Source organism: Janthinobacterium aestuarii (assembly GCF_046113285.1).
Classification (GTDB): Bacteria; Pseudomonadota; Gammaproteobacteria; order Burkholderiales; family Burkholderiaceae_D; genus Janthinobacterium.
Map to the genome: position 1 here is coordinate 5,881,293 of NZ_CP142524.1, position 24,515 is coordinate 5,905,807.

Genomic DNA, 24,515 nt, shown 5'->3' on the forward strand with positions numbered 1-24,515 from the left:
TACCGCAACGCTCCTGGTGGCGTTTGAGACAGACTTAAACTTTTTCGACCTGGCCGAATTCGAGCTCTACCGGGGTAGCGCGGCCGAAGATGGTGACCGAGACGCGCACTTTGGATTTCTCGTAATTGACTTCTTCGACATTGCCGTTGAAATCGGTGAACGGACCATCCTTGATGCGTACCTGCTCGCCCACCTCGTACAAGGTTTTCGGACGGGGCTTTTCAACGCCTTCCTGCATCTGCTTCATGATGCCGTCGATTTCGCGCGCGGAGATCGGCGTCGGCTTGTTCGACTTGCCACCAATGAAGCCGGTAACCTTGCTGGTGTTCTTGACCAAGTGCCAGCTCTCGTCCGTCATTTCCATTTCAACCAGCACATAGCCAGGATAGAAACGACGTTCGGTGACGGACTTCACGCCATTCTTGACTTCGACAACTTCTTCGATCGGCACCAGGATCTGGCCGAACTGGTCTTGCATGCCCGCGCGCTCGATGCGCTCGGTCAGTGCGCGCATGACGCTTTTTTCCATGCCGGAATAAGCATGCACGACATACCAGCGCTTGCTGCTCACTGGCACGCTCAGCGCTGCACCAGTATCCGCTGCCGGAGCGTCGCCCGGAACGGACTCTTCCGCCGCTTCATCATGCACATTTTCGCTCATTATTTTTTCCAACCCAGAATTACGTCATACAACAAAAACTCGAGCAATTTATCCGTGCCCCACAGGAAAATCGCCATGACCAGCACAAAGGCAAACACGATCGCGGTAATCTGCGTGGCTTCTTTGCGGGTAGGCCAAACGACTTTCTTGGTTTCGCGCACAGCTTCTTTGGCGAAATTGAGAAATTCACGGCCGGTCGTCGAGACATACAAGAGCGCAACAGCAATAACCAAACCAGCCACAAGCGCGCTTGCACGCACCAGAGCTGGTTGGCCTGCCAGGTAATAAAACCCGACTACTCCTGCAATCGCAGCTACTATTGCCAGCGCGACTTTTATCTTGTCACTCGACGTGCTAACGGTTTGCACGGATTGATTTGACATTTTTCTACTTTCGGTGCCCTGCACCTTGACGGTGGCAGGGACGGAGGGCATCGAACCCCCAACCTTCGGTTTTGGAGACCGACGCTCTGCCAATTGAGCTACGTCCCTACGTAAAACTTTCGAGGAGTGCTATTCTACCACCCAGGACGCCCCGGGTGGAAGCATAACATTTCCTTATGCGATGATTTTTGCAACCACGCCGGCGCCGACGGTACGGCCGCCTTCGCGGATAGCGAAGCGCAGGCCTTCTTCCATCGCGATCGGGTTGATCAGCTTGACGGTGATCGACACGTTATCGCCTGGCATGACCATTTCTTTGTCTGCTGGCAACTCGATCGAACCGGTTACGTCCGTCGTGCGGAAGTAGAACTGTGGACGATAGTTGTTGAAGAATGGCGTATGACGGCCGCCTTCGTCTTTCGACAGAACATAGATCTCGCCGGTGAAGTGCGCGTGCGGCTTGATCGAGCCTGGCTTGGCCAGCACTTGACCACGTTGCACGTCTTCACGCTTGGTGCCGCGCAGCAGCAGACCAACGTTGTCGCCAGCTTGACCTTGGTCCAGCAGCTTGCGGAACATTTCCACGCCGGTGCAAGTCGTTTTGACGGTATCGGTGATACCGACGATTTCGATCTCTTCGCCGACTTTGACAATGCCGCGCTCGATACGACCGGTCACAACGGTACCGCGACCCGAGATCGAGAACACGTCTTCCACTGGCATCAGGAACGCACCATCAACAGCGCGCTCTGGCGTTGGGATGTAAGCATCCAGCGCATCGGCCAGACGCAGCACTGCGTCAACGCCCATTTCGCCTTCTTTGCCTTCCAGCGCCATACGTGCCGAACCTTTGATGATAGGCAGGTCGTCGCCTGGGAATTCGTACTTCGACAACAGCTCGCGCACTTCCATTTCAACCAGTTCCAGCAGCTCTGCGTCATCGACCAGGTCGCACTTGTTCAGGAACACGATGATGTATGGAACGCCAACTTGGCGGGCCAGCAGGATGTGTTCGCGGGTCTGTGGCATTGGGCCGTCAGCTGCGGAGCACACCAGGATCGCGCCGTCCATCTGGGCTGCACCGGTAATCATGTTTTTGATGTAATCGGCGTGGCCTGGGCAGTCAACGTGCGCGTAGTGACGCGTTTCCGTTTCGTACTCGACGTGGGCGGTGTTAATCGTGATACCGCGCGCTTTTTCTTCTGGTGCTGCATCGATCTGGTCGTATGCTTTAGCTTCGCCGCCGAATTTCTTCGACAGAACCGTTGCGATTGCAGCGGTCAGCGTGGTTTTACCGTGGTCGACGTGGCCGATGGTGCCGACGTTGACGTGCGGCTTGGTCCGTTCGAATTTACCTTTTGCCATTTTGAACTCCTAATGATTTGATTAGATTGCTCAGGCACACGCCCGACGGTCTGGTTTGAATTGCTTCTGTGCTGCCTGCTGCGAATTCTGGTGCCCTTGACGTGGATCGAACACGTGGCCTCTCCCTTACCAAGGGAGTGCTCTACCACTGAGCTACAAGGGCTGTAATTTGTTGCATGCGATGCATCAAGCATCTGAACGGAAACTGGAGCGGGTGAAGGGAATCGAACCCTCGTCGTAAGCTTGGAAGGCTTCTGCTCTACCATTGAGCTACACCCGCGAGGTATCGTTCACTTTATCTTCACTTGCTTTTTGCTACTACCCAGTTTTCCTTGCAAAAACTTGGTGGAGGGGGCTGGATTCGAACCAGCGTACTCATAGAGAACAGATTTACAGTCTGTCGCCTTTAACCACTCGGCCACCCCTCCGCGGGAACCGCAGAGTATGAAGCATCTACTCACAACTGTCAACCTTATTTACTGATGCCTGACTGCTGCATTTGCGTATAAAGAAGAAGTTGGCTGCTTCGGGGCGTGATTATAAGCTCCCGATTTGAGAATGTGCAAGGGTTGGCGCGAAAAAGTCAGCTTTTTTCGTATTTTTTTTATCGCCCCTGCCGGCAAGCCGCATTTTTTCGTCATTTGCCCCGCATTTCCCCGCTTACCTTGCGTCAGGCGGATGCATCCAGGCATTGCCCAAGGGCTTGTATTTACGCAATAACTGCTGATGCAGGCCCGACAGCACGGGCAATTTGGGATTGCGCGGGTCCAGGCGGCGCACGCCGGCGATAAAAGTCAGCGCCTGCTGCCCCATGCGCTCATCCCAGCCCTCGTGCTCCAGGCATTTCAGCACGGCCACGGCCGCATTGAAGACCACCTGCGGATTGTCGGGCAGGCGCGTGACGGCCTCGCCCATCAGATCGACGGCGCCGCGGAAATCGCCCTCGCCCGCCCGGGCTGCCCCGGCCGCCACCATGTCGGCCACTTCCTGGCGGCTTTGCCGCGCCAATGCCTTGGCCAGTTCCTCGCGCCCCGCCTGTTCGAACACTGCCATGGCGCGCGTCATGGCGGCGCTGTCGGGCGCATTGCGCATGACTTCGCGCATCACCTCGGCCGCGCCGTCTTCGCGCCCGTGCGCCAGGCAGTGGCGCGCCAGCTCCGTTTTCAGCGTATTCGAGCTGCCCACGCTGTGCCGGTTGGCGGCCAGGGCCGCGTCGAGCGATTGCTGCAGGCGCTCCTCGTTGCCCGTATGCGCATGCAGCATGGCGCTGCACAGGGCGCTGCACAGTTCCGCATTCTTTTGCCCACCCATCGATTTGTCGAGGTCGCGGATCACGGCGCCCGCCTGCAAGGGATCTCCCTTGCGCACCAGGGTCTGCACCAGGCGCACATGGTCTTCCGGATCGCGGAATTCCGAATATTTGGCCTTGCTGACCACCAGTTTGAGGGATTTTTCCGCCATGTCGATATCGTCGGCCGCCAGGGCCGCCTCGCCCAGGCGGCGCAAGCGGCGCACGGCATGCGGCGACAGGGCCACCGCTTCGCTCAAGGCCGCCTGCGCCAGTTCCGGCTTGCCTTGCGCCATATGCGTGCGCGCCAGCCAGTCATAGGCGTCGAGAAAACGCTTGTTGTTTTCCAGCAGCCCTTCCAGGGTGCCCTGCGCCGCTTCGTACTCGCCCAGCAGGAACTGCGTCTTGGCCTGCCCCAGGCGCGCCCAGCCGATGGACTTGCTTTCGTATAAGGCTGTGTAGATCGGACCGGCATCGGCCGCCTCGCCCAGCAGCAAATGCAGCTCCGCGCGCAGGCGCAGGAAATCCGTGGCGTAACGGGGGTACAGGCTGGCGCCTTCGGTGCAGGCGGCGATCGCCGCGCGCTCATTGCCCACGTCGATCAGTTCGTACACGGGCACGAAGGCATTGCGCTTGTCGAGCGCGCGGGCTATGCGCTCGAGCATGTTGTCAGCGGTAAATGGCTTGAGGATGTAATCGGTGGGCAACAGCTCGACGGCGCTGACCACCTTGGCGAAGCTGCCTTCGCCCGTGACCATGAAGAACATGGTCGACGCGTGCATCAATTTATGGTGGCGCAAGTCTTCCAGCATCTGCTGGCCATCCTGCCCGCCGCCGAGGTCGTATTCGCACAGGATCAGATCATACGATTTGCTGCCCAGCATGCGGATCGCCTGGCCCGAGCTGGCCGCGTCGTCGATCTTCGCCAGGCCGCACAGGTTGAGCATATTGTGCAGGCTGGCGCGCATGCCTGGATGCGGCTCGATGATCAGTGCGCTAAGGCCCTTGAGTTCTTTCATGTCGTGATGTCCGAAAACTCCGCGGCGCGCCACACCGGTGCGTGGCGCCGGCCAGCATGAGGCTGCCGAGTATATGACGGCGCCGCGCGCAAGGGAATGGGGCCGTGCCGAAAAGCGCCAACGAAGTTGCTGCTCAAGCGGTGGCGCGCTCCGGATGCCACAGTTGCGGCTCGTTGTCGATCAGATCCAGCAGCGCCGCCACCACTTCCGGATCGAACTGGCTGCCGCTGCGCTGTTCGATGTATTCGCGCACCTGCGGATACGGCCACGGCTCCTTGTACGGCCGCTCATGCAGCAAGGCATCGAAGACGTCGACCACGGCAACGATGCGCGCGGCCAAGGGAATGTCGCGTCCCTTCAGGCCGTTCGGATAGCCGGCGCCGTCGAAATGTTCATGGTGGCCGCCCGCAATCTGCGCGCCATACGTGAGGTAGCTGACGCCGTCGACCATGTTGGCGGCACGCTCGAGGATGGTGCGCCCGACGCTGGCGTGCAGCTGCATCTGCACCCGCTCCTCGTCCGTATGCCGGCCCGGCTTGAGCAGCACGGCGTCCGGCGTGGCCACCTTGCCCACGTCGTGCAGGATGCTGGCCAGGCCGATCATGTCGAGCAGCTGCGGCGTGAGCTCGTCGGCATACACCCCGCGCTGCTGGATGCGCAGGGCGATGGCGTCGGACAGCTGCTGCACGCGCCGCACGTGGCCGCCCGTGTCGCTGTCGCGGAACTCGGCCAGGTCGGCCAGCGCCACGACGGTCGCTTCCTGCGCCTTGCGCAGCTGGCCGAACATGTACAGGTTGTCGAAGGCGGCCGCGATACGCTGGCAAAACACTTCCAGCAGATCGCGCTGGATCTGCGCCAGCGGCCACGGCGGCGTGACGGAAATGGCCAGCTCGCGGTTGCCTTCCGTGTGGATGAACAGCACATTGGCCGGATGCTCGAACTGGCTGCGCTTTTCCGCGAACGCCTTGTCGATGGTGGGCGTGAGCGCGTGGTCGGCCGGCATGGCTTCCGCCTCGGCCAGCACGGCATAGGTGCCGGTGGCGGCGACCACCTCGGGCCGCCCCGCGCCGCCCTGCATCAGGCACAGCACGCCGTCGGCGCCCACGTCGAGGATGGCGCTAACCTGGTTGAGCACGCCGGAAGCGAATTCGCGCAAGGAATGGATCTGGTACAGATTGGTGGCGCCGGCGAGGATCTTGCCCAGGCCGATGCGACTGCGCTCGAGCATCATCAGGCTCTCGTAGGCGCGCAGGGCCGAGATAACGGTCGTAAACAGCTTTTGCGTCGTCAGCTCCGTCTTGGCCTTGTAATCGTTGATGTCGTATTCGATGATGACGCGTTGCTCGGGCGCCTGGCCCGGCTGCCCCGTGCGCAGCACGACGCGCACGATGGAGTTGTTCAGGTCGGCGCGGATGCGCTTGGCGAGGATCAGGCCGGCGTCATCCGTTTCCATCACCACGTCGAGCAGCACCAGCGCGATATCGGGCGTGTCGCGCAGGATCTCGTACCCCTCGCGGCCGCTGTAGGCGGAAAACAGTTCCAGTTCGCGGCCCTTGAAGCTGACATTGCGCAGCGCCAGCCGCGTGACCGCATGCACATCGACGTCGTCATCGACGATCAGCACACGCCACAGGCGCTGGTCGGGCGCGGCCAACCCGGCTGGACTGGCCACCGGCTCATCTTCGTCGAGCAGCCAGTTATCATCTGCATCGGCTTTGAGGTCGGTCATGAATACTCCTAAGGGATAAGTTCGATGTGGACGCTGCGTTGACGCATATCAAGCATAATCAGATTAGATGCTGCTTACAACAGGATTCTGCGTACCACCCTCTCCCGCGGCAGGCGCCGGTATCGAGGCGCCGCTGCGCGTAGTACCGCCGCAATTGTCCTGGCCTGGCCCGACGGCCTGGTAGCGCACTTCGTATTTGCCCGCGCTGAGCTGCTCCACGGTCAGCTTGTCATTGGCCAGGATATACAGGTAGCGCACATTCGAGCGCCGCTCCTGGTCATACAGCTTGACGAAGACGGGCGCCGTATTGCTGCTGTTATCGATGGTTAAACTCAGTTCATCGCCCTTGTTGCCGATCGGGAAGCCATCGACATAGCCGGACCGCGCCGGCCAAGGCTCGCCATTCGGCGCCACCAGCCCCGCCGACTCGGCCTGGCTGGCGCCATCGCAGGCGGGCCGGCTGGCTTTCAGGCTCAGCTGCGCCACGGCCAGCACGCGGATCTCGGGCGCCTTCGCTTGCGCGGGCTCGGCCGCATACGGCTTGCCCACGGCCCAGCTATCGATAGCCACCGCCTCGTTTTTTGCCGGCGGCGTGGCTGCGCTCTCCGCCGTTGCCGTGTCCGGGTGCACCCTGGCGCCATCGCGGGCCAGCCCGCTCCATGCCGACGCCAGCGCGGCAGGCACGGGCGGCGAGGTATCGAGCATCAGCAAGGCGCCCAGCCAGCCCAGCAGCAGGCAGACAAGCAAACTCAGCCACCAGCGCCAGTTGCGCCAGATGGGCAGCGCCCCACTCCGCGGCTTGCCCTTCGGCGGCGGCACATCCTGCGCCCAGGTGTGCTCATGCGATTGGGCATGGCCTTTCGCACGGCCATCGCGGCTCTTGCCTTCTTCGTGGTGGGTGCTTTCCAGCCATTCGATTTCCCACTCCTCGGCGGCGATCCACTCGTCGTGTTCCTTGCGTCGTTGCGGATCGGACAAGGTGCCATAGGCGCTGTTGAGGATGGCCATGATGCGGGCGGCCTTTTCGTCGCCGGGATTCTTGTCGGGGTGGTATTTCTGGCTGAGGGCTTTATACGCGGCACGTATGACTTCCTGCGGCGCCAGGCGCGCCACTTTCAGGTTGTCATAGTGTGTATGTATCTTTCCCATCGTTCTATCTTGAAATCGGTGCGCGGCGACGGGTTCTTGCAGGATGGAACCGTGCTGTGTCGGTCATCATATACGATATGACAAGATAATAACCACCGGCGGACAGGAAATTACAGGGCGGTACGGCCCTGCCTTGATATTGACCGCGCTTACAGGCGGTGACTGCGGTCACTGGACAACAGCGCTTCCGGCAACGCCACGTGGTGCCCCACCGCCAGCACCTTGAACAATTCGCCCATCTCGGCCGGCGACACCAGCTTTTGCACGGCGCTGGCCTGCGGCAGGTAGGTCTTGACCTGCTCGGGGTCGGTGCGCAGCAGCAAGTCGCCGATACCGGAGCCAAGCAGGAAGGACGCCTGGTTCATGTATGCGAGCACATCGAGGCCAGCATCCTGCGCCGCCACCGCCATGGCCGTAAAATCCACGTGAGCCGTGATGTCCTGCAAACCGGGCAGATAAAACGGTTCCGCGTGGGCATGGTGGCGGTAATGGCACATCAGGGTGCCCGTGGCGCGCAAGTCCAGATAATACTCGTGCGCAGGAAAACCGTAATCGAACAGCACAGCCGCGCCGCCCTTGCCATTGGTCAGCATGCGCGCCAGCGAGCGCATGAAGCCGCAGGCCACGCCATGAATTTCTGTGACATAGCCGACCGGCAAGTCATCGGCGTCCGGCACCTGGGCGGCGATCTGCGCGGCCACGTCGGCGCCGGCAGGGCGTTCGACAAACACGAACTGGCCGTCGGCAATGCTGACGTCGAGTTCGCACCAGCCGGCGGGCGTCTTGCTGATCAGGTTGACGGGCATGGCGTCGAGCACTTCATTGCCGAACACGGCGCCTTCAAAACTGTCGGGGAAGCCGTCGAGCCACACCACTTGCGGAAAGGCGGCCAGCGCCAGCTCCTGGCGCGCGCGCAATTCGCCGGACAATTCGACGATCGCATACTGTTCGATAGCGATGCCGGCATTCGCCGCTTCCGTCAGGATATCGAAAGCCAGCTTGCCCGTGCCGGCGCCGAATTCGAGGATGCGCGGGGCCGTTTGCGCCATAATAGCGGCTGCCACATGGGCCAGCGTGGCGCCGAACAGGGGCGAAATCTCCGGCGCGGTTGTAAAATCGCCATCTTTGCCCAGCTTGGCGGCGCCGCCGCTGTAATAGCCGAGGTCAGGCGCGTACAGCGCCAGCTCCATGAAGCGGACAAAAGGAATGGCGCCGTCATTGCGCGCGATTTCGGCGGCAATCTGGTGCTGCAAGGCATGGGACGCGGCCAGCGCGTCGCTATCGGGTGCGGGAAGAGACATTCCCGCATTGTAGCGAATCGGCGGCGCATGCCGCCAGTGTGGCGTCCACCGAATATCTCAACCATAGCAAAGACATGACAGAAGCAACGACAACGCCCTTCGACAGCATTCCCCGCGTCGCCCTTGTCACGGGCGCGGCGCGCCGCCTCGGCCGCGCCATCGCGCTGGGCCTGGCGCGCGACGGCTGGGATATCGCCGTCCACTACCGCGACTCGCGCGATGAAGCGCTCAGCCTGGTGGCGGACATCACGGCGCTGGGCCGCCGCGCGCAAGCATTCCCTTGCGACCTGGCGCAGGAAGACGCCGTGCGCCAGCTGCTGCCGCAGGCACAGGCGGCGCTGGGACCCGTCACTTGCGTAGTCAACAACGCATCGTTGTTTGAATACGACAATGCGGGCGATTTTTCCTTCGCCGCCCTGGACGCCCACATGCACGCCAACCTGGCCGCCCCCATCCTGCTGGCGCAAGCGCTGTACCATGCCACCCCGGCAGGCGGGCAAGCCGTGGTCATCAACTTGCTGGACCAAAAACTGTACAATCTCAATCCTGATTTTTTGTCGTACACCCTGTCCAAGGCGGCGCTGCTGTCGGCGACCACCATGCTGGCCCAGGCGCTGGCGCCGAAAGTGCGCGTGGTGGGTATTGCCCCCGGCATCACCATGGTCTCCGGCGAGCAGACGGCAGCGAACTTTGCCAAGGCGCATGAAAACACGCCGCTAGGACGCTCCAGCACGCCCGAAGATGTGGCCGACAGCGTCTGTTACGTGGCCGGCGCGCGCGCGCTGACGGGCACGACCCTGCTGGTCGATGGCGGCCAGCATTTGATCGGCTTGCCGCGCGACGTCATGTTTTTGACCAAATAATCAGCAGCCCTGCCAAACAACCCGCATTCAGCATTCCCGAAAAGGTAAAACTATGTCGTCCGCCCTGTCCCACCCTCGCCTGCTTGATTGCCGCCGGCTGTTCCTGCGCAATTACGAAGTCCTCATCAACATCGGCGTCTACGACTTCGAAAAAAAGGGCGAGCAGCGCGTCCTCATCAACGTCGACCTGTACATTCCCCTGGCCCTGTCGACGCCCAAGGATGACCAGCTGGAAGAGGTGGTCGATTACGACTTCATGCGCGAAACCATCGCCAGGCGCATGGCGCAAGGCCACGTGCAGCTGCAGGAAAGCCTGGTCGACGACGTGCTCGCCGCCATGCTGGCCCACCCGCGCGTGCGCGCCGCGCGCGTGTCGAGCATGAAACCGGACGTGTATCCCGACTGCGAAGGCGTGGGCGTGGAAGTATTCAAGATCAAGGATGAAGCATGAACAACATGAGCAACACCGCCGTGCTGGAAACGACGACGACGGCCGTGGAATTCCCGGCCAATGTGGAAGCGCAGAAACTGGCGCGCAAGAAGGCGGAAAAGATCGCCCTGGAAAACAACAAGCTGCACAAGCGCCTGTGCCGCCTGGTCGGCCAGGCCATCGGCGACTTCAACATGATCGAAGACGGCGACAAGGTAATGGTGTGCCTGTCGGGCGGCAAGGATAGCTATGCCCTGCTGGACATCCTGATGACCTTGCGCGAGCGTGCGCCGATTCACTTCGATATCGTCGCCGTCAACCTGGATCAGAAGCAGCCGAACTTCCCGCCGGAAATCCTGCCCGCCTACCTGACGGAACTGGGCGTGGCCTTCCATATCGAAAACCAGGATACCTACAGCATCGTCAAACGCCTGATCCCGGAAGGCAAGACGACCTGCTCGCTGTGCTCGCGCCTGCGCCGCGGTATCCTGTACCGCGTGGCCGACGAGCTGGGCGCCAACAAGATCGCCCTGGGCCACCACCGCGATGATATTTTGGAAACGTTCTTCCTGAATATGTTCTTCGGCGGCAAACTGAAAGGCATGCCGGCCAAGCTGCAATCGGACGACGGCAAGCACATCGTCATCCGCCCGATGGCGTATGTGAAGGAAGAAGACACGCAGCGCTATGCGGAAGTCAAGGGCTTCCCCATCATTCCATGCGATTTGTGCGGTTCGCAGGAAAACCTGCAGCGCAAACAGATCAAGGGCTTGATGCGCGAATGGGACAAGAAATTCCCGGGCCGCGTGGAAAGCATCTTCTCGGCCCTGTCGAACGTGGCGCCATCGCACCTGATGGATCCGAAGCTGTTCGGCTTCAAGGACTTGAAGGCGGACGGCGTGGCCAACCCAATGGGCGACATCGCCTTCGACGAAGAGCCGTGCTCGACGCCGACCACGTTCGGCACGATTCCGCTGCAAGCGCTGTAATCGGCTGTTCTCAGCCCGTGTTGTTTCGCCGCCACCGCCCAGGTGGTGGCGCCCCGCCTCTTTCCCCCTCCCCTCATTTGCTGTACCGTAGGTAACTCTGCCGGTACGCGGTGTGTCACGCGCACGTCCCTGCCCGGCGGTCAGCACGCATTCTTCCGACAACCTCACTGGAATGAACCATGACGCCATCCGCACTCAAGCGCCCCCTGCTGTTCTCCCTGCTGGCCCTCGGGCTCGCCACCGCCTCTGCCGCTCCTGCGCCAGCCCCCGCTCAGACCGACAAACAGGCCGACCGCTGGGATTTGACGGCGCTGTATCAAAACGACGCCGCATTCGACGCCGACGCGAAAAAACTGTCGGCCCAGCTGCAGCAACTGGGCGGCTGCAAGGGGCAGCTGGGAGGCTCGCCGGCCCGCCTGAAAAGCTGCCTGGACCTGTACGCCGATGCGCGCAAGCGCGTCAACACGCTGTATACCTATGCGGCGCAGTATTACGACCAGGATACGGGCGATAGCAAAGGCAACCAGCTGAACCAGCGCGCCGCCCTGCTGGGCAACGAGTTCACCCAGGCGGTGACCTTTTTACAGCCGGAAATCCTCGCCCTGGGCAGCAAGCGCATCGATGCCATGCTGGCGAAAGACAAGGGCTTGCAGCTGTACCGCTTTCAATTGAGTAACATGCTGCGCAGCGCGCCGCACACGCTCGACGCGGCCGGCGAACAGCTGGTGGCGCAGTTCGGCCTGGCAACAAGCTCGGCCGCCAGCGTCTACCGCACCCTGGCCAACGCGGAAATCCCGTGGCCGACCGTCACACTGTCGGACGGCAAGCAAGTGCGCCTCGACCAGGCGGCGTACACGAAATACCGGGGCGATGACAACCGCGCCGACCGCAAGCGGGTGTTCGACGCCTTCTTCGGCAAGTGGAAAGAGTACGAACGCACGTTCGGCGAAACCCTGTACGGCCAGCTGAAAACGGATGCCGCGTATGCCAAGGTGCGCCGTTACGCCGATTCGCAAAGCGCCGCGCTCGATGCCGACAACTTGCCGCCGGCCGTCTACCAGACCCTGATCGCGCAAACCAACGCCAACCTGCCCACCCTGCACCGCTACTTCAAGCTGCGCGCGCGCATGCTGGGCATCAAGGACCTGGCGTACTACGACGTGTATGCGCCGCTGCTGAAAAGCGAGCGCACCTTCCCTCTGGCCGAAGGCAAGCAGATGATGCTCGCTTCCGCCGCGCCGCTGGGCCCCGACTACGTCAAGGCGCTCACTGCCGCCGTGGACGCGCGCTGGATGGATGTGTATCCGCGTCCGCGCAAGGTGGCGGGCGCCTACATGAATGGCGACGCGTATGACGTGCATCCGTTCGTGCTGCTTAATTACACGGACAATTACGAAGCCGTCAGCACCCTGACGCACGAATGGGGCCACGCCATGCACTCGGTGCTGGCCAACAAGGCGCAGCCGTCGATCTATGCGCCGTACAGCATCTTTGTCGCGGAAATCGCCTCGACCACGAACGAGGCGCTGCTGCTCGACGCGCGCCTGAAGCAGGCCAAGGATGACGACGAGCGCCTGCTGTACCTGGGCGCGGCGCTGGAAAACCTGCGCGGCACCTTCTTCCGCCAATCCATGTTCGCCGAATTCGAGGCGGCCATCCACGGCAAGGTGGACAAGGGAGCGTCGCTGACGGGCGAAGAAATCACGGCCATCTATGCCGATATCCTCAAGCGCTACCACGGCGAAGCGCAGGGCGTCATGACCATCGACCCCGCCTACGCGCTGGAATGGGCGTATGTGCCGCATTTCTATCACGGCTTCTATGTGTTCCAGTACGCCACCTCGATCGCGGCGGCGCAGGATTTCGCACAGCGCATCCTCGACAAGGAACCGGGCGCGCTGGCCGCCTACCTGAAGATGCTCAGTGCGGGCGGCTCGGCCTACCCCTACGATCTGGTGAAGGCGGCCGGCGTCGACCTGGCCTCGCCGAAACCGTACCAGGCGCTGGCGGCGCGCATGAACGGCATCATGGACCAGATCGAGGCGATTGAGAGCAAACGGGGAAAATAAGCCGCTTGCCAGGAGGCGTAGGTCGGCTTAGCGCAAAGCGCGTAAGCCGACACCGCCAACACGATGTCGGATTACGCGGTTCCCGCTAATCCGACCTACCGTTCTCCGCTTCCGCCGCCGCAAACGCCGCCGCATCGCTCTCGAACATGTCTTCCAGCTCCTCGCGCGCCTGGCGCGTGAGGGACATGACTTTTTGCTGGTCCTGGAAGTGCGGCGCCACTTCCAGCAAAGTTTTCAGGTTATGCCGGCCGAAGATGCCGGCCGCGCGCTGCGCCCGCTCGGCGCTGAAGCCCACCTGCTGCAAGGTCTGCTCGCCCAGCAACAGGGCCGCGGCAAACGTCTCGCGCTCGATCAGGGTCACGCCGCGCTTCATCAATTCATAGTAATGCGTGACGTTGCGCGCGCGCGCCAGGATCGTCAGCTCGGGCAGGCGCAGGCGCACGGCGTCGACCAGGGCCAGGCTGTCGTCCACATTGTCGATGGCGATCACCAGCGCCTTCGCCTTCTCGATGCCGGCCGCCACCAGCAGGTCCACGCGCGTGGCGTCGCCATAAAACACCTTGAAGCCAAACTTGCGCAGCAGTTCGATCTGGTCCGGGTCGTGGTCGAGCACCGTCACGCCGATCTTGTTGGCCGCCAGCAGGCGGCCGATGATCTGGCCGAAGCGGCCGAAGCCGGCGATGACGATGGGGTTGTCCTGCGCCTCGATATGGTCGTCGGGACGGCGCTTCTTCTCGCCCTGCAGACGCGGCGCGACGAACTTGTCGTGCGCCAGCAGCAGCAGGGGCGTGGCCACCATCGACAGGGTCACCACCACGACCAGCAGCGCGGCCGTCTGCGGCGCAAACACATGCGCGGCCTCGGCGGCGGCAAACACGACGAAAGCAAATTCGCCACCCTGCGACAGCAGCAGCGCAAAAAACAGCTGCTGGCCGCGGGGAATGTCGAAAAACTTCGACAACACATACAGCAAGCCGATCTTGACCACCAGCAGCCCCGCCACCAGGGCCAGGATCAGCAGCGGCTGGGCGCGCAGCACGCCGAAATCGACGGACATGCCCACGGCGATGAAGAACAGGCCCAGCAGCAAACCCTTGAACGGTTCCAGGTCGGAAATGAGTTCATGCCGGTATTCGGAATCGGCCAGCAGCACGCCCGCCATGAAGGTGCCCAGCGCCATCGACAAGCCCACCGATTCCATCAGCACGCAAATGGCGATCACCAGCAGCAGGGCAAAGGCCGTGAAGATTTCGCGCAAGTCCGTCTTGGCGATGAAGCGCAGGATGGGGTTCACCAGGAAGCGCCCGCCGATCACCAGGGCGGCCAGCACGGCGGCCAGCTTGGCCACGCGCAGCCAGCCCGGTTCGCCGCTATGCGTGACCAGGCCGCCCAAGAGCGGCACCAGCGCGATCATGGGAATGGCGGCGATATCCTGGAACAGCAAGATGGAAAAGCCGGCGGAACCGGCCGGCGTACTCATCAGTTTACGTTCGCCCAAGGTGGCCAGCACGATGGCCGTCGACGACAGCGACAGCCCCAGCGCACCGACCAGCGCCGTGCGCCAGTCCACGCCGAACGCCATGGCCACGGCGCACAGTCCCGCGCTGACGACGCCCACCTGCGCCCCGCCCCAGCCGAAGATGGGCCGGCGCAGCAGCCACAATCGCCTGGGCTCGAGCTCCAGTCCGATCAAAAACAGCAGCAGCACCACACCGAACTCGGAAAAGCTGAGAATCACCTCGACATTCTTGATCAGGCCCAGGCCCCACGGTCCGATGACGACGCCGGCCACCAGATAACCGAGCACGGCGCCCATGCCCAGACGCTTGGCCAGCGGCACCATGATGATGGCGGCGACCAGGTAAAACAGTATGTTGATGAGAAAGCTGTGGTGTTCCATGCGGATTCCGGGCGGATGTGTGGATGAAACGACATCATGCCTGAAGTGGCGCGCCCGCGTGAAGTGGCTGCTCCGCCACGCCGGCTATTTGCGCGCAGCCACCCGCGCCCGCAGCGCGTCGAACATTTTCGGGATGCTGTCGCGGCTCATGCTGTCGACGATCCAGCCCAGGCCCATCGGCACGGGGCCCGGATCCGTGTACACCTGGTACCTGACGGCGGCAGCGCCCGCGTCAAACGGATCCGGCGACAGCTGCCAATAGCCGCTGGTGTCGGCGATGGTGTCCTCCACCTTCAGTCCCTCCATCGGCACCAGCTTCCAGGCCAGGCTGCAACTGGCGTCGAGCACCTTGGGCGTCATTCTCAGGCGGTATTGCTTGATTTTCCCCATCGGCAGCTTGAGCGTGACGTCGACCAGCGAGGCGCCACCGCCGGCGGCCGTCACCTTGATCTTGTCCACGTTCGGCATGAACTGCGGATAGCCGGCGAAATCCTGGATGGCCGCGCAGACGGTGTCCACGCTGGCCGGCATGCTGGTCGTGGCGGCAAAGGTCTTGCCGGGCATGCCGGCTTTGCTGACATCGCGCACATCGAGCGCAGGCGTGGCCGCCAGGGCGGCCGGCGGATAACAGGCGGAACAGGCGGAACAGGCGGCCAGTGCGAACAGCAGGGTCTTCATGGTTTTTCCTGTTCAATCTGCGCGCGCAGCGCCGCCACGTCGACGCGCTTGAGGTAGCTTTCGATATTCTTCCACACGGCGTGATAGCCGTAACCGCCATTCTTCAACTCGTCGATCGCCTTCGCGCGCGGCCAGCCCTGGTACAGCATGCGGTACATAGCGGCCATCAGGCCCGTGCGGTCGGCGCCGTGCAGGCAGTGCAGCAGCACGGGTCCCTGCTGTTCGGCGGCGCGGATGCTGCGCATGGTCTCGATCACATGCTTGTCGCGGATGGCCCAGGTATTGATGGGAATGCGGACGGCACGGATGCCGCTGCCATCGAGCACCTGCGTGTCGGAGTGGAAGGAACGCAGGCTGATCACCGTCTTCACGCCCAGCGTCTGCAGCTGGGCCACGTCGGCGCTGTCGAGCTTTGCGCTGCGGTACAGGACGGGGGTGACCTGGTGCAGGTTCGACACGTGCGGCAGCGGCGTCGCCCACTCGGCATTGCGCTCGGGCGCCCCGGGCGCTTGCGCGCCGGCGGAACCGGCCGCCAGGGCCAGGAATAGCAGCAAAAGATGCGGCAAGGGCGATAAGGTCATGACTTCCTCTTGTATGAAAACCACAGCAGCACGCCAGCCAGCAGCAGCGATACCCAGTAATCGGTCGGCGCCCACCACAGCCAGTGCTTGTGCCAGGCGATGTGGGCCGGATTGAAGTGCGCCACGCCATAGGCGGGATTGAGCACGAACCACAGATAATCCTCGATGATCCAGAACAGCATGATGCAGCCGATGGCGCGGCACTCGAGGCGCGGCGACCATTGCGCCAGAAAGAGCATGGGGAAATGGAAGAACAGGGCAATGAAGGGAAACACCCAGGCATGGTAGCCCGTCATCGGCCGCCCGCCCCAGAAGATATCGAGCAGCCAATGGCTTTCGATGCGCCAGGTGGGCAGGTTCGCGGCCCACCCGGCCGGCCCCTCGATCTGGATTTCCACCTGGGCGAAGAATAGTCCCAGCAGGGCCACCCAGGCCAGCGTCAGGGCGATCTGCCAGGGTTTTACTACGCCCCCTGTCAAGCCAGCACCTGCGCCAGCACGTCGATGGCGGCGCGCGGACGGCCCAGGGCCAGCGCTTTTGCGCGCATCGCTTGCAACTGCTCCGGATGATCGAGCAACAGGCGCACGCGGTATTCGAGGGTGACGGCATCGAATGCCTTCAGGGCCACGCCCTGCTCCAGCAGATAGTCGGCATTGCGCTCTTCCTGCCCGGGAATCGGCGAGTTGACGATCATGGGCAAGCCCAGGGCCAGGCATTCGGACGTGGTCAACCCGCCCGGCTTGGTGATCACCAGATCGGCGCACGCCATCAGGCGCTCGACTTCGCTGGTAAAGCCTTGCGCCAGCAGACGGCCCGGATACTGGCCGGCCAGCGCCTGCAGCGCCGCCAGTGCGGCCGCGTTTTTCCCTGCCAGCACGATCAGCTGGAAGTCGCCCGGCAGCGCCAGCAGGCGCGCGGCGACCGTTTCAAGGCTGCCCAGTCCCGCTCCGCCGCCCATCAGCAGAATCGTCGTGCGCCGCGGGTCGAGGCCAAACGCCTGCGCGCACTGCGCACGACCGGGCGCCTGCGCAAAGGCGGGCATGATGGGGATGCCCGTCACGTGGATGCGCTCGGCGGGGATGCCTTCGTGGCGCATGCGGAACGCCACTTCGTCGGTGGCGGCAAAATAGCCCTGCATTTGCTCATGCACCCACATGCGGTGCAAGTCGAAATCGGTGACCTGTACCCACACCGGGCAGGCCAGTTGCTGCTGGCGCAGCGCGCGCGACAGCAGTTCGGCCGGCAGGAAATGCGTGCAGATGATCGCATCGGGCTGGAAGGCGGCGATCTGCGCCATCAGCGCGCGCGTGTTGAGGCGCTCGACGGCGCGACGCAATCGCTGCATCGAGCTGTCGCGCGGCGCGTCGTGGGTGGCATGGTACAGATAGCCCCACAGCGCGGGCGCCTTGTTGACCAGCTTGATATAAAAATCCGTGTACAGCTTGCGGAATGCGGGCGTGACGAAATCCATCACGTCGAGATGGCTGGCCAGCGCCGCAGGGCCGGCGCCGTCATCGCGCGCCGCGTATGCCTCGATGGCTTGCGCTGCGCGCATATGGCCGGCGCCGGCCGAGACGCTCAGGATAAGAATTTTTTTCGGTGTTTGCTGCGGCATGCGCTGGTGCTCCACTGGAAGCCCTGATCGGGAAAACAGGCACAATACCATTTTCCGCGCCGCGCACATTGCAAATTAGCAAGGCGCGCGGCTTCCCTTACTTCAGCGCCGGCGCGACATCCGTGCGCAGCACCGGGTACAGATTCAGCCGCTCATCCCACGAGGCGTGGCGGCGGGCGAAGAATTCCAGGCGCGCGGCCGGGCTTTTTGCAAACGCAGGGTCGCTGGCCAGCTTTTCGTGGAACTGCGCCGCCAGCGCCGGATCGGCCGCCAGCTGGGCGCGCGCCACGTCTTCGGCCACGTATTCTTCCATGTATTCCTTGCGCTCGAAGGCCGTATTGAAGCTGCCCCAAGCCAGCAGGGAATCGGGCGCGCGCGGCTCGAGCAGGGCCACGACCAGGCGCGCCTTGGCCTGATTGACGGGCACGTACAGCGCACCTGCACCGACTGGACGCTCCTCTTTCTGCCACTCGCCCTGCACGGCCGCCGTCTGGCGCCCCTCGAACGACTGCGCGCCGAATTTCACCAGCGTGGCGCGGAAGGTTTCGACGGGCAGCGTGCCGGGCGCGGTGGCCAGCACCTGGTACGACACGCCATGCTGGCGCAGCTTGGCCGCCACCATCTGCGCCTGCGCGGCGGGCACGAGGTAGCCGGCCTTGGGCGCAGCCTGCTGCAGGTCGGGCACGATCTCGTCGCGCAGGGGCACGTTCCAGATCTGCGGCGTGGTTTCATCGTAGCGCGTCATCAGCGCGCCCGACACCTCGGATGGCGTGCGCGTGTAGGCGTAGCCGCGAAACGCGATCATGCGGCTCTTGTCCGTCGTTTTATACGTGAGCGGCAAGGTGGCGCCGGCCAGCTGCGCGGCGCGCGCGTCCGCCTCGAGCGCCGTTTGCCGCCACTGCGCGCCATGCTGCGCCACTTGCGACAGCAGCGAGACGATGGTGTTGCGCGTGATGCGCACGCGGGTCGGATAGTCCTTCCACGAATGGGTTTCCACCAGCATGCCGAAGCGGTTGCGCAGCTGGAAATAGCCATGCGAGAAGCGCGGATTCGGCGCCGAATCGACAAAGCCCGACTGCGGATTGTCGTTCTCGGCAAACGAAATATAGAACGGTTTCGGGTCCGAGCCCTGCTTTGCCAGGTCGGCCAGGACCTGATCGCGCAAGGCCGTGCCGGCCACGCGCAGGGCCGCGTCGCCCGCATGCACGGGTTCGACCTGGATCGAGATATCGGGTTCGAACTGTGCGCCATCGGTGACGTGCAAGTCGACATAGGCCAGCGGATCCCAGGCGTTCACCAGCGCCAGCATGTGCTGCATCTCGGGCGTATCGGCCTTCATGTATTCGCGGTTCAGATTGTAGTTTTGCGCCGTGCTGCGCCAGCCCATTTCGACGGGGCCGCGCTGGTTCGGACGGTTCCACGCACCGAAGCGCTCGTGGCCGTCGACATTGAAGACGGGCACGAACAGCAGCACTTGTTTATCCAGCGCGCCGGGCGCCGCCTTGCCCCCCAAGACTTCGCGCAAGGCCAGGAAACCGGCATCCTTGCCATCGATTTCGCCCGCATGGATGCCGCCCTGCACCAGCAGCACGGGCAGCTTGCGGCGCGCCGCCTCGGCCGGCGTCAGCGCGCCCGTGTTGGAGACGGCCAGTGCCAGCATGGGGCGGTTTTCCGGCGTGCGGCCAAATTCCACGCAGCGCACCTGCTTCGGATAGCGCGCCTGGAACTGGCGGCACAGGGCTTCCACTTCCGCATAGCGGCCGGTGCTGACAAAGCCCGAGCGTTCGGCCACCGTGGTCAACGGCGCGCCGGCTTGGGCGGGAGAGGCAAAGACGGACAATATGGCGGCGGACAGCAGTGCGAGGCGTAGCATGGGGGAGGCTCCAGCGGGCAGATGGGAAGCGGGGGATTATATGGCTAAATAAGCGAAAAAAATAAAAGCCAGGATAGCAATATGCGCTCCCGGCTTTTCTATTTACCTCCAACACCGCAAAGGCTGGGGTCAGACCCTCAATGCCGCTGACTCAGAGACTTGCGCCAACGTTCGCGGGGGTCTGACCCCGGGTTTCAGCTACCGAAGTGGTAATTGAATTCGACCCATCCCTGGCGTCCCTGCGGGCTGTAGCTGCCCACCGGATAGTACGGCCAGCCGCCGCTGTCGTCGCGCTTGATCTTGTCGAATACGTTGTTGACGATCAGCGACAACGTGGCGCGGTCGTTGATGCGGTACACGGTGCTGATATTGGCCAGCGCCGTCGGCGTCAGATAGGCCTTGCCGGCGGCGTTCGGGATCTTGCTGTAGCGGCTGACCAGCAAGGTGTTCGACCAGTCGCCAGCGCTCCAGTTCACGCTCAGGTTGAGCTTGTCGCGCCAGTCCGAATTGTTCAGCGATTTGAGCTCGTCGATCTCTTCGTCGCCGACGAATTGCTGCGATTTATTGCTCAGCACCTTGGCGTAGTTGGCCTTGAAGGCAAAGCGGCCATAGTCCGTCGTGCGCAGCAAATACTTGACGCTGATGTCGATGCCGCTGCTGCTCTGCTTGGCCGCGTTGATCGGATTGACGGTGATGGTCTTGATCTCGCCGGCACGGTTCAGCGCATTGGCGGCAAAGCGCTCGACGCGGCCCAGGGTATCGACGCAGGTCGGCGAGTTGATGTCGGTCTTGCCCAGGCGGCAATCGGCTTCATCGCGCAGTATCTTGTCGGAGCTCAGGTTGGTTACCAGGTCGTCGATCTTGATATTCCAGTAGTCGACCGAGACGTCGAAATTGGATGTCGGCGACCAGACGGCGCCCACGCCGAACGACTTGCCCTTCTCCGACTGCAGATCCTTGCTGCCGTTCTGCACATAGTCGGCGCCCGGCGATTTGTTCGCGTAGTCGCAATCATCGATGGCCTGCCCAGCGACGCCGCAGCGGTAATAGTCGGTGGTGCTCGAGTAGTAACCGGTGCCGCGCGCCTTGTAGATGTAGTTCATGTCCGGCGCGCGGAAGCTGGTGGCGTAGTTGGCGCGGAACAGCAGCTCCGGCGCGGGACGCAGTTCCAGGCCGCCGTTATAGGTGAACTTGCCGTCATGGCGGCCGGCAAAGCTGTAGCGGTCGTAGCGGCCGGCCAGGGTGCCGGTCAGCTTTTCATGCAGCGGCAGGTTCACTTCCGCCCCCAGCGCATAGCGGGTGCGCGTGCCGGCCGTGATGTCGGACTTGGTGGCGACGTTGAAGTAACCTTCGTTCAGGCGCGCGTCGGGCACGTTGCTGAAGCCCTGCTTGCCCACTTCGGCGATGGTGGCGATCTTCGCCACGCCAGCGGGAAGCTGGAACAGGTCGCCGTTGGTAGCCAGACTCAGGGTATTCGTCCAGGCCTTGTCGTCGCTGTCGGAATTGCCCGTGATGCTGTCGAACTCGGCCGCCGTCACGCGGCGCGACAGGCGTGCCGGATCCGGCGCGTAGACCGGCACGCCGGCGGCATCGGTGCCCAGTTTCGGACCCAGGAAGAAGCTGTCGATATTGGCCAGCGCGCGCGGCGTGTGGCTTTCGCTCTTGTACACCGAGGCATTGTAATTGGCTTCGTATTGCCAGCTGCTGGTGCCCGGCACGCGGCCCTTGGCGCCCAGCGAGATGGCTGTGGCCAGGTCCTCCCACTTGCGGTTGTAGCGCTCCACGCCGCCCATTTCCTCGGGCGAGATGTAACGCGTCCACGCTTCGTAGCGATCGGTATTCTGGTTGCGGAAATAGCTGCTGCCCGTCGACGACGACGTCCACGTCGGGCCGCGCGTGTTGTTCTCGGTCGAGTTCTTGCCGATCAGGAAGTCGGCGAACAAGGTCGTTTCCGGCGACAGCTCATAGTTGGCGCTGCCGAACACGTTCTGGCTGCGGTTCTTGGTTTGCGTGGTCCAGTAAGTGGGGCCCACTTTCGGGCTGGCGCAATAGCTGCCGTTCTTCGCCTGATACTTGACGGTGCTGCCGCCGAACAGGTCGCCGAACTGCGTGCAGGTGTCGCCCAGGTCCACATAGGTGCCGGAAGTCCCCGCCTTTACCACGCGACGCGACGCGATATTCGTCGGCGTGCCCGAGCGGGTGGCCATGAAGTCGCGCTGCAGGCTCGACAGCGGATCGCGCTGGCTCAGCTCCACGCTGAACAAGGTATGCAGCTTGTCGAAATTGCCGCCGCCCGTCAGCTGCACGCGCTGGTTGCCGGCGCCGCCGCGCGTGGTGCCGCCCGCCTTGACGTTGATATCGAAACCTTCCGTCTGCTTTTTCAGGATGACGTTGACCACGCCGGCGATCGCGTCGGAACCATAGATGGCCGAGGCGCCGCCGTTGAGGATCTCGATGCGGTCGACAATGCTCGACGGGATATTCGCCAGGTTGGTGAAGTTGACCGTGCCTTCGTAGGCGACGGGGAAGTCGGCCAGGCGGCGGCCATTGAGCAGGATCAGGGTATGGTTCGGACCGAGGCCGCGCAAGCTGATGGTATTGGCCGACGGCGTAAACGTGTTGCCGAAGTCCTCGCCTTGCGTAAAGCCGCTGTTCTGTACCTGGTTGGTCAGCGCATCGAAGACGTTCTTGTACCCTTGCTTGGTGATTTCATCACCCGTCAGGATGGTGACGGACGATGGTCCCTCCAGGCTGGCGCGGGGAATCCGCGAACCGGTGACCACGACGGCTGGCGGGGTGGCCGCCGGCTGCTGATCCGCTGCGGGCGCTTGCGTCTGCGCGTGCGCCTGCCATGCGGAACCGCCAAGGATGGCCAGTACGGCTACGGTGAGCGGTGGTAACTTGAATTGTATAGGCATCTTTGCGCTTCTCAAGGTTAGGGAGAAGGCGAAAGATATCAAGATGCCAGCAATTACAGAACGAATGGATTCGTCTTTCTATATATCATAATTGTTATATAGAAATATTTATGAGAAGAAAGATGCCCCACCCTCATCCAGGAAGGGGGGCAACATGGGGTTTTATCATTTCAATACAGCAATTTCCTTGTAGGCCGGGCGCAGCAGCCGCGCGGCCGTTTCGGCCGGACTCGCCATCGAACCCGGCAGCCTGAGCGCGCCCGTGGCCGGGGTACAGCTGCCGCTGCTGCGGTAGCGCAACGCCGCCGCCAGCATGGCTTCGGCAGGATCGCCCAGCGCGTGCTGGTAATCGTCCGTCACGTCGCACGTTGGCGCCATGCCATCGGCAAAGTCGCCAAAGCCCTTGGCGTTGACACCCTGGAACTGCACGGCGAAATACGTGGTGCCGCAATTCGGCGTGGGATAGAAACCATAGGGCTTGCCGCACGTCGTGCCGCCGATCAGGTTGACTTGCACGTCGACGCCGCGCAAGCCGTTGATGATGGCTTCGCTGGCCGAACAGGTATTGCCCGTCGTCAGCAAGGTCACGCGCTTGAGGCCCAGCGAAGGCAAAGGCGTGCCCTTGGGCAAGGGATTCGGCCCGGCAAAGCCCTGGCTTTGCGTGTGGAATGGCACGGGCGCTTCCGGCCGCGTCTTGTCATTGGCCAGCACCTGCTCGAAGGTCTTGCCGGTGGTGACTTGTGGACCGGCAATCATGTAGGCGAGCTCGCTGGCGACATCGAGATAGCCGCCGCCGTTGTAGCGCACGTCAAGCACCAGGTCGCTGATGCCGGCCGCCTGGAAGCGGCGCATGGTCTCGACCAGCTGGCGTTCGGCCACGTTGTTGTGGGTGTTGAAGGTCAGGTAGCCCACCTTGCCCGTGGGCGTGTCGATGATGCGCTCGTTTTGCACGGCGCTCGTGCTCACTTCCACCGCCTGCAGGTTCGCCGAGAGGGGCGAGCCATTGCGGCTGAACGCCAGCGTGTGCGTGCCTTGCGCTGCAGGGAACAGGCCGGCGTTAATGATCTTCACGCTGGCAGCGTCGGGGGCATTGACGAAATCGGTGCCATCGACGGTTTGCAGCTCATCGCCGCGGCGCAAGCCCGCCAGGTCGGCCGGCGAGCCTGGCTCGACGATCGAGATCACGGCCTTGCGCGGCGGCGTGGTGCGCGTCAGCGCCAGCAACATGCCGTAACCGAGCTCCACGCCGTTGAGCGAGGCTTCCCATTCGGCCGTCGTATACGTGAAATGGAACTGGTCCTTCGGCTTGCCGGACGCCGTCGTGGCCGTTGTTTTGAGCACATCGAAATACGCCTTGGCCGTGGAAAAGCTTTGCGGCAGGTAGGTGGTCGGCACTTCGCGGTACCACAGATACGTTTCATCGATCCAGCTGCGCACCCACGTCTGCTCATCGAGCAAGCTGCCCGGCTTGTCGATGCTGCTGCCGCTGCGCGGCGCCTCGCAACGGTTCGCCACCGTGGAGGAGGCAACCAGCGCCGTCGGCCCTGTCGGAGTCACGGGCGGGACGACGGGCGCGCTGTCGCTGCTGCCGCCTCCGCCGCCGCAGGCACTCAACACACATACGAGGGAAACAGCGAGGGAGCCAAGTCGCAGGGAATGCATGAGAAACTTTCCATAAAGAAATTATCGAAAAATTATAATGCG

19 protein-coding genes and 4 tRNA genes are annotated in these 24,515 nt (G+C 62.8%); 4 read left to right on the forward strand and 19 right to left on the reverse strand.

The window, feature by feature from the left end:
- Positions 1-34 precede the first annotated feature (34 nt).
- The 11 genes from nusG to OX462_RS26505 all read right to left on the reverse strand — a co-directional run bounded on the left by nusG (position 35) and on the right by OX462_RS26505 (position 8,895).
- On the reverse strand, positions 35-661 hold the full coding sequence (gene nusG, locus OX462_RS26455) for a transcription termination/antitermination protein NusG (protein ID WP_070223388.1): 627 nt from the start codon (positions 659-661) through the stop codon (positions 35-37).
- Positions 661-1,044 (reverse strand): preprotein translocase subunit SecE, encoded by a 384-nt coding sequence (secE, locus tag OX462_RS26460; protein WP_010394308.1) that lies wholly within the window; start codon positions 1,042-1,044, stop codon positions 661-663. Before secE ends, nusG begins: the two co-directional genes overlap by 1 nt.
- Positions 1,045-1,076: 32 nt before the next feature.
- A tRNA-Trp gene (locus OX462_RS26465) sits at positions 1,077-1,152 on the reverse strand.
- Positions 1,153-1,218: 66 nt separating this feature from the next.
- Complete coding sequence (tuf, locus tag OX462_RS26470) at positions 1,219-2,409, reverse strand: elongation factor Tu (protein ID WP_077398776.1); 1,191 nt, start codon at positions 2,407-2,409, stop codon at positions 1,219-1,221.
- Between the two features lie 88 nt (positions 2,410-2,497).
- Positions 2,498-2,572, reverse strand: a tRNA-Thr gene (locus OX462_RS26475).
- A 43-nt stretch (positions 2,573-2,615) separates the two neighbouring features.
- Positions 2,616-2,689 (reverse strand) — tRNA-Gly (locus tag OX462_RS26480).
- A 63-nt stretch (positions 2,690-2,752) separates the two neighbouring features.
- A tRNA-Tyr gene (locus OX462_RS26485) sits at positions 2,753-2,837 on the reverse strand.
- 232 nt (positions 2,838-3,069) lie between these two features.
- Positions 3,070-4,716 carry a tetratricopeptide repeat-containing response regulator gene (locus OX462_RS26490; RefSeq protein ID WP_070220795.1) on the reverse strand — a complete coding sequence of 549 codons (1,647 nt, stop codon included), beginning with the start codon at positions 4,714-4,716 and terminating at the stop codon, positions 3,070-3,072.
- Positions 4,717-4,849: 133 nt separating this feature from the next.
- Positions 4,850-6,445, reverse strand: a complete 1,596-nt coding sequence (locus OX462_RS26495; protein ID WP_070220797.1) for a DUF3369 domain-containing protein — start codon at positions 6,443-6,445, stop codon at positions 4,850-4,852.
- Positions 6,446-6,508: 63 nt separating this feature from the next.
- Positions 6,509-7,594 (reverse strand): J domain-containing protein, encoded by a 1,086-nt coding sequence (locus OX462_RS26500; RefSeq protein WP_230504092.1) that lies wholly within the window; start codon positions 7,592-7,594, stop codon positions 6,509-6,511.
- A 149-nt stretch (positions 7,595-7,743) separates the two neighbouring features.
- Complete coding sequence (locus tag OX462_RS26505; protein ID WP_409027388.1) at positions 7,744-8,895, reverse strand: class I SAM-dependent methyltransferase; 1,152 nt, start codon at positions 8,893-8,895, stop codon at positions 7,744-7,746.
- 74 nt (positions 8,896-8,969) lie between these two features.
- Here OX462_RS26505 and OX462_RS26510 point away from each other — a divergent pair, with 74 nt between their 5' ends.
- The 4 genes from OX462_RS26510 to pepF all read left to right on the forward strand — a co-directional run bounded on the left by OX462_RS26510 (position 8,970) and on the right by pepF (position 13,246).
- Entirely contained in the window at positions 8,970-9,758 is a 789-nt protein-coding gene (locus tag OX462_RS26510; protein ID WP_409027389.1) for an SDR family oxidoreductase, read from the forward strand.
- Positions 9,759-9,810: 52 nt separating this feature from the next.
- On the forward strand, positions 9,811-10,209 hold the full coding sequence (locus OX462_RS26515; protein ID WP_070220805.1) for a dihydroneopterin aldolase: 399 nt from the start codon (positions 9,811-9,813) through the stop codon (positions 10,207-10,209).
- Positions 10,210-10,214: 5 nt separating this feature from the next.
- Complete coding sequence (gene ttcA, locus OX462_RS26520) at positions 10,215-11,177, forward strand: tRNA 2-thiocytidine(32) synthetase TtcA (RefSeq protein ID WP_409028786.1); 963 nt, start codon at positions 10,215-10,217, stop codon at positions 11,175-11,177.
- A 179-nt stretch (positions 11,178-11,356) separates the two neighbouring features.
- A complete protein-coding gene (pepF, locus tag OX462_RS26525; protein ID WP_409027390.1) occupies positions 11,357-13,246 on the forward strand; it encodes an oligoendopeptidase F in 1,890 nt (629 codons plus the stop codon).
- An 85-nt stretch (positions 13,247-13,331) separates the two neighbouring features.
- On the opposite strand, the gene kefC is transcribed toward pepF, so the two are convergent.
- From kefC to OX462_RS26565, 8 genes are all read right to left on the reverse strand, one after another.
- Positions 13,332-15,146 (reverse strand): glutathione-regulated potassium-efflux system protein KefC, encoded by a 1,815-nt coding sequence (gene kefC / locus OX462_RS26530; RefSeq protein WP_070220809.1) that lies wholly within the window; start codon positions 15,144-15,146, stop codon positions 13,332-13,334.
- Between the two features lie 84 nt (positions 15,147-15,230).
- A complete protein-coding gene (locus tag OX462_RS26535; RefSeq protein WP_070311495.1) occupies positions 15,231-15,824 on the reverse strand; it encodes an SRPBCC family protein in 594 nt (197 codons plus the stop codon).
- Positions 15,821-16,405, reverse strand: coding sequence for a dual specificity protein phosphatase family protein (locus OX462_RS26540; protein WP_070220812.1), 585 nt, complete (start codon positions 16,403-16,405; stop codon positions 15,821-15,823). The genes OX462_RS26535 and OX462_RS26540 overlap by 4 nt, the downstream gene beginning before the upstream one ends.
- Positions 16,402-16,884: a hypothetical protein gene (locus tag OX462_RS26545; RefSeq protein WP_070220815.1), complete on the reverse strand. Its 483-nt coding sequence runs from the start codon at positions 16,882-16,884 to the stop codon at positions 16,402-16,404. Before OX462_RS26545 ends, OX462_RS26540 begins: the two co-directional genes overlap by 4 nt.
- Positions 16,881-18,020, reverse strand: coding sequence for an MGDG synthase family glycosyltransferase (locus tag OX462_RS26550; protein WP_409027391.1), 1,140 nt, complete (start codon positions 18,018-18,020; stop codon positions 16,881-16,883). The genes OX462_RS26545 and OX462_RS26550 overlap by 4 nt, the downstream gene beginning before the upstream one ends.
- Positions 18,021-18,117: 97 nt before the next feature.
- Positions 18,118-19,893, reverse strand: a complete 1,776-nt coding sequence (locus OX462_RS26555; protein WP_409027392.1) for a M14 family metallopeptidase — start codon at positions 19,891-19,893, stop codon at positions 18,118-18,120.
- A gap of 194 nt (positions 19,894-20,087) precedes the next feature.
- Positions 20,088-22,811, reverse strand: a complete 2,724-nt coding sequence (locus OX462_RS26560; RefSeq protein WP_409027393.1) for a TonB-dependent receptor plug domain-containing protein — start codon at positions 22,809-22,811, stop codon at positions 20,088-20,090.
- Between the two features lie 165 nt (positions 22,812-22,976).
- Positions 22,977-24,473 (reverse strand): S41 family peptidase, encoded by a 1,497-nt coding sequence (locus tag OX462_RS26565; RefSeq protein ID WP_409027394.1) that lies wholly within the window; start codon positions 24,471-24,473, stop codon positions 22,977-22,979.
- Positions 24,474-24,515 lie beyond the last annotated feature (42 nt).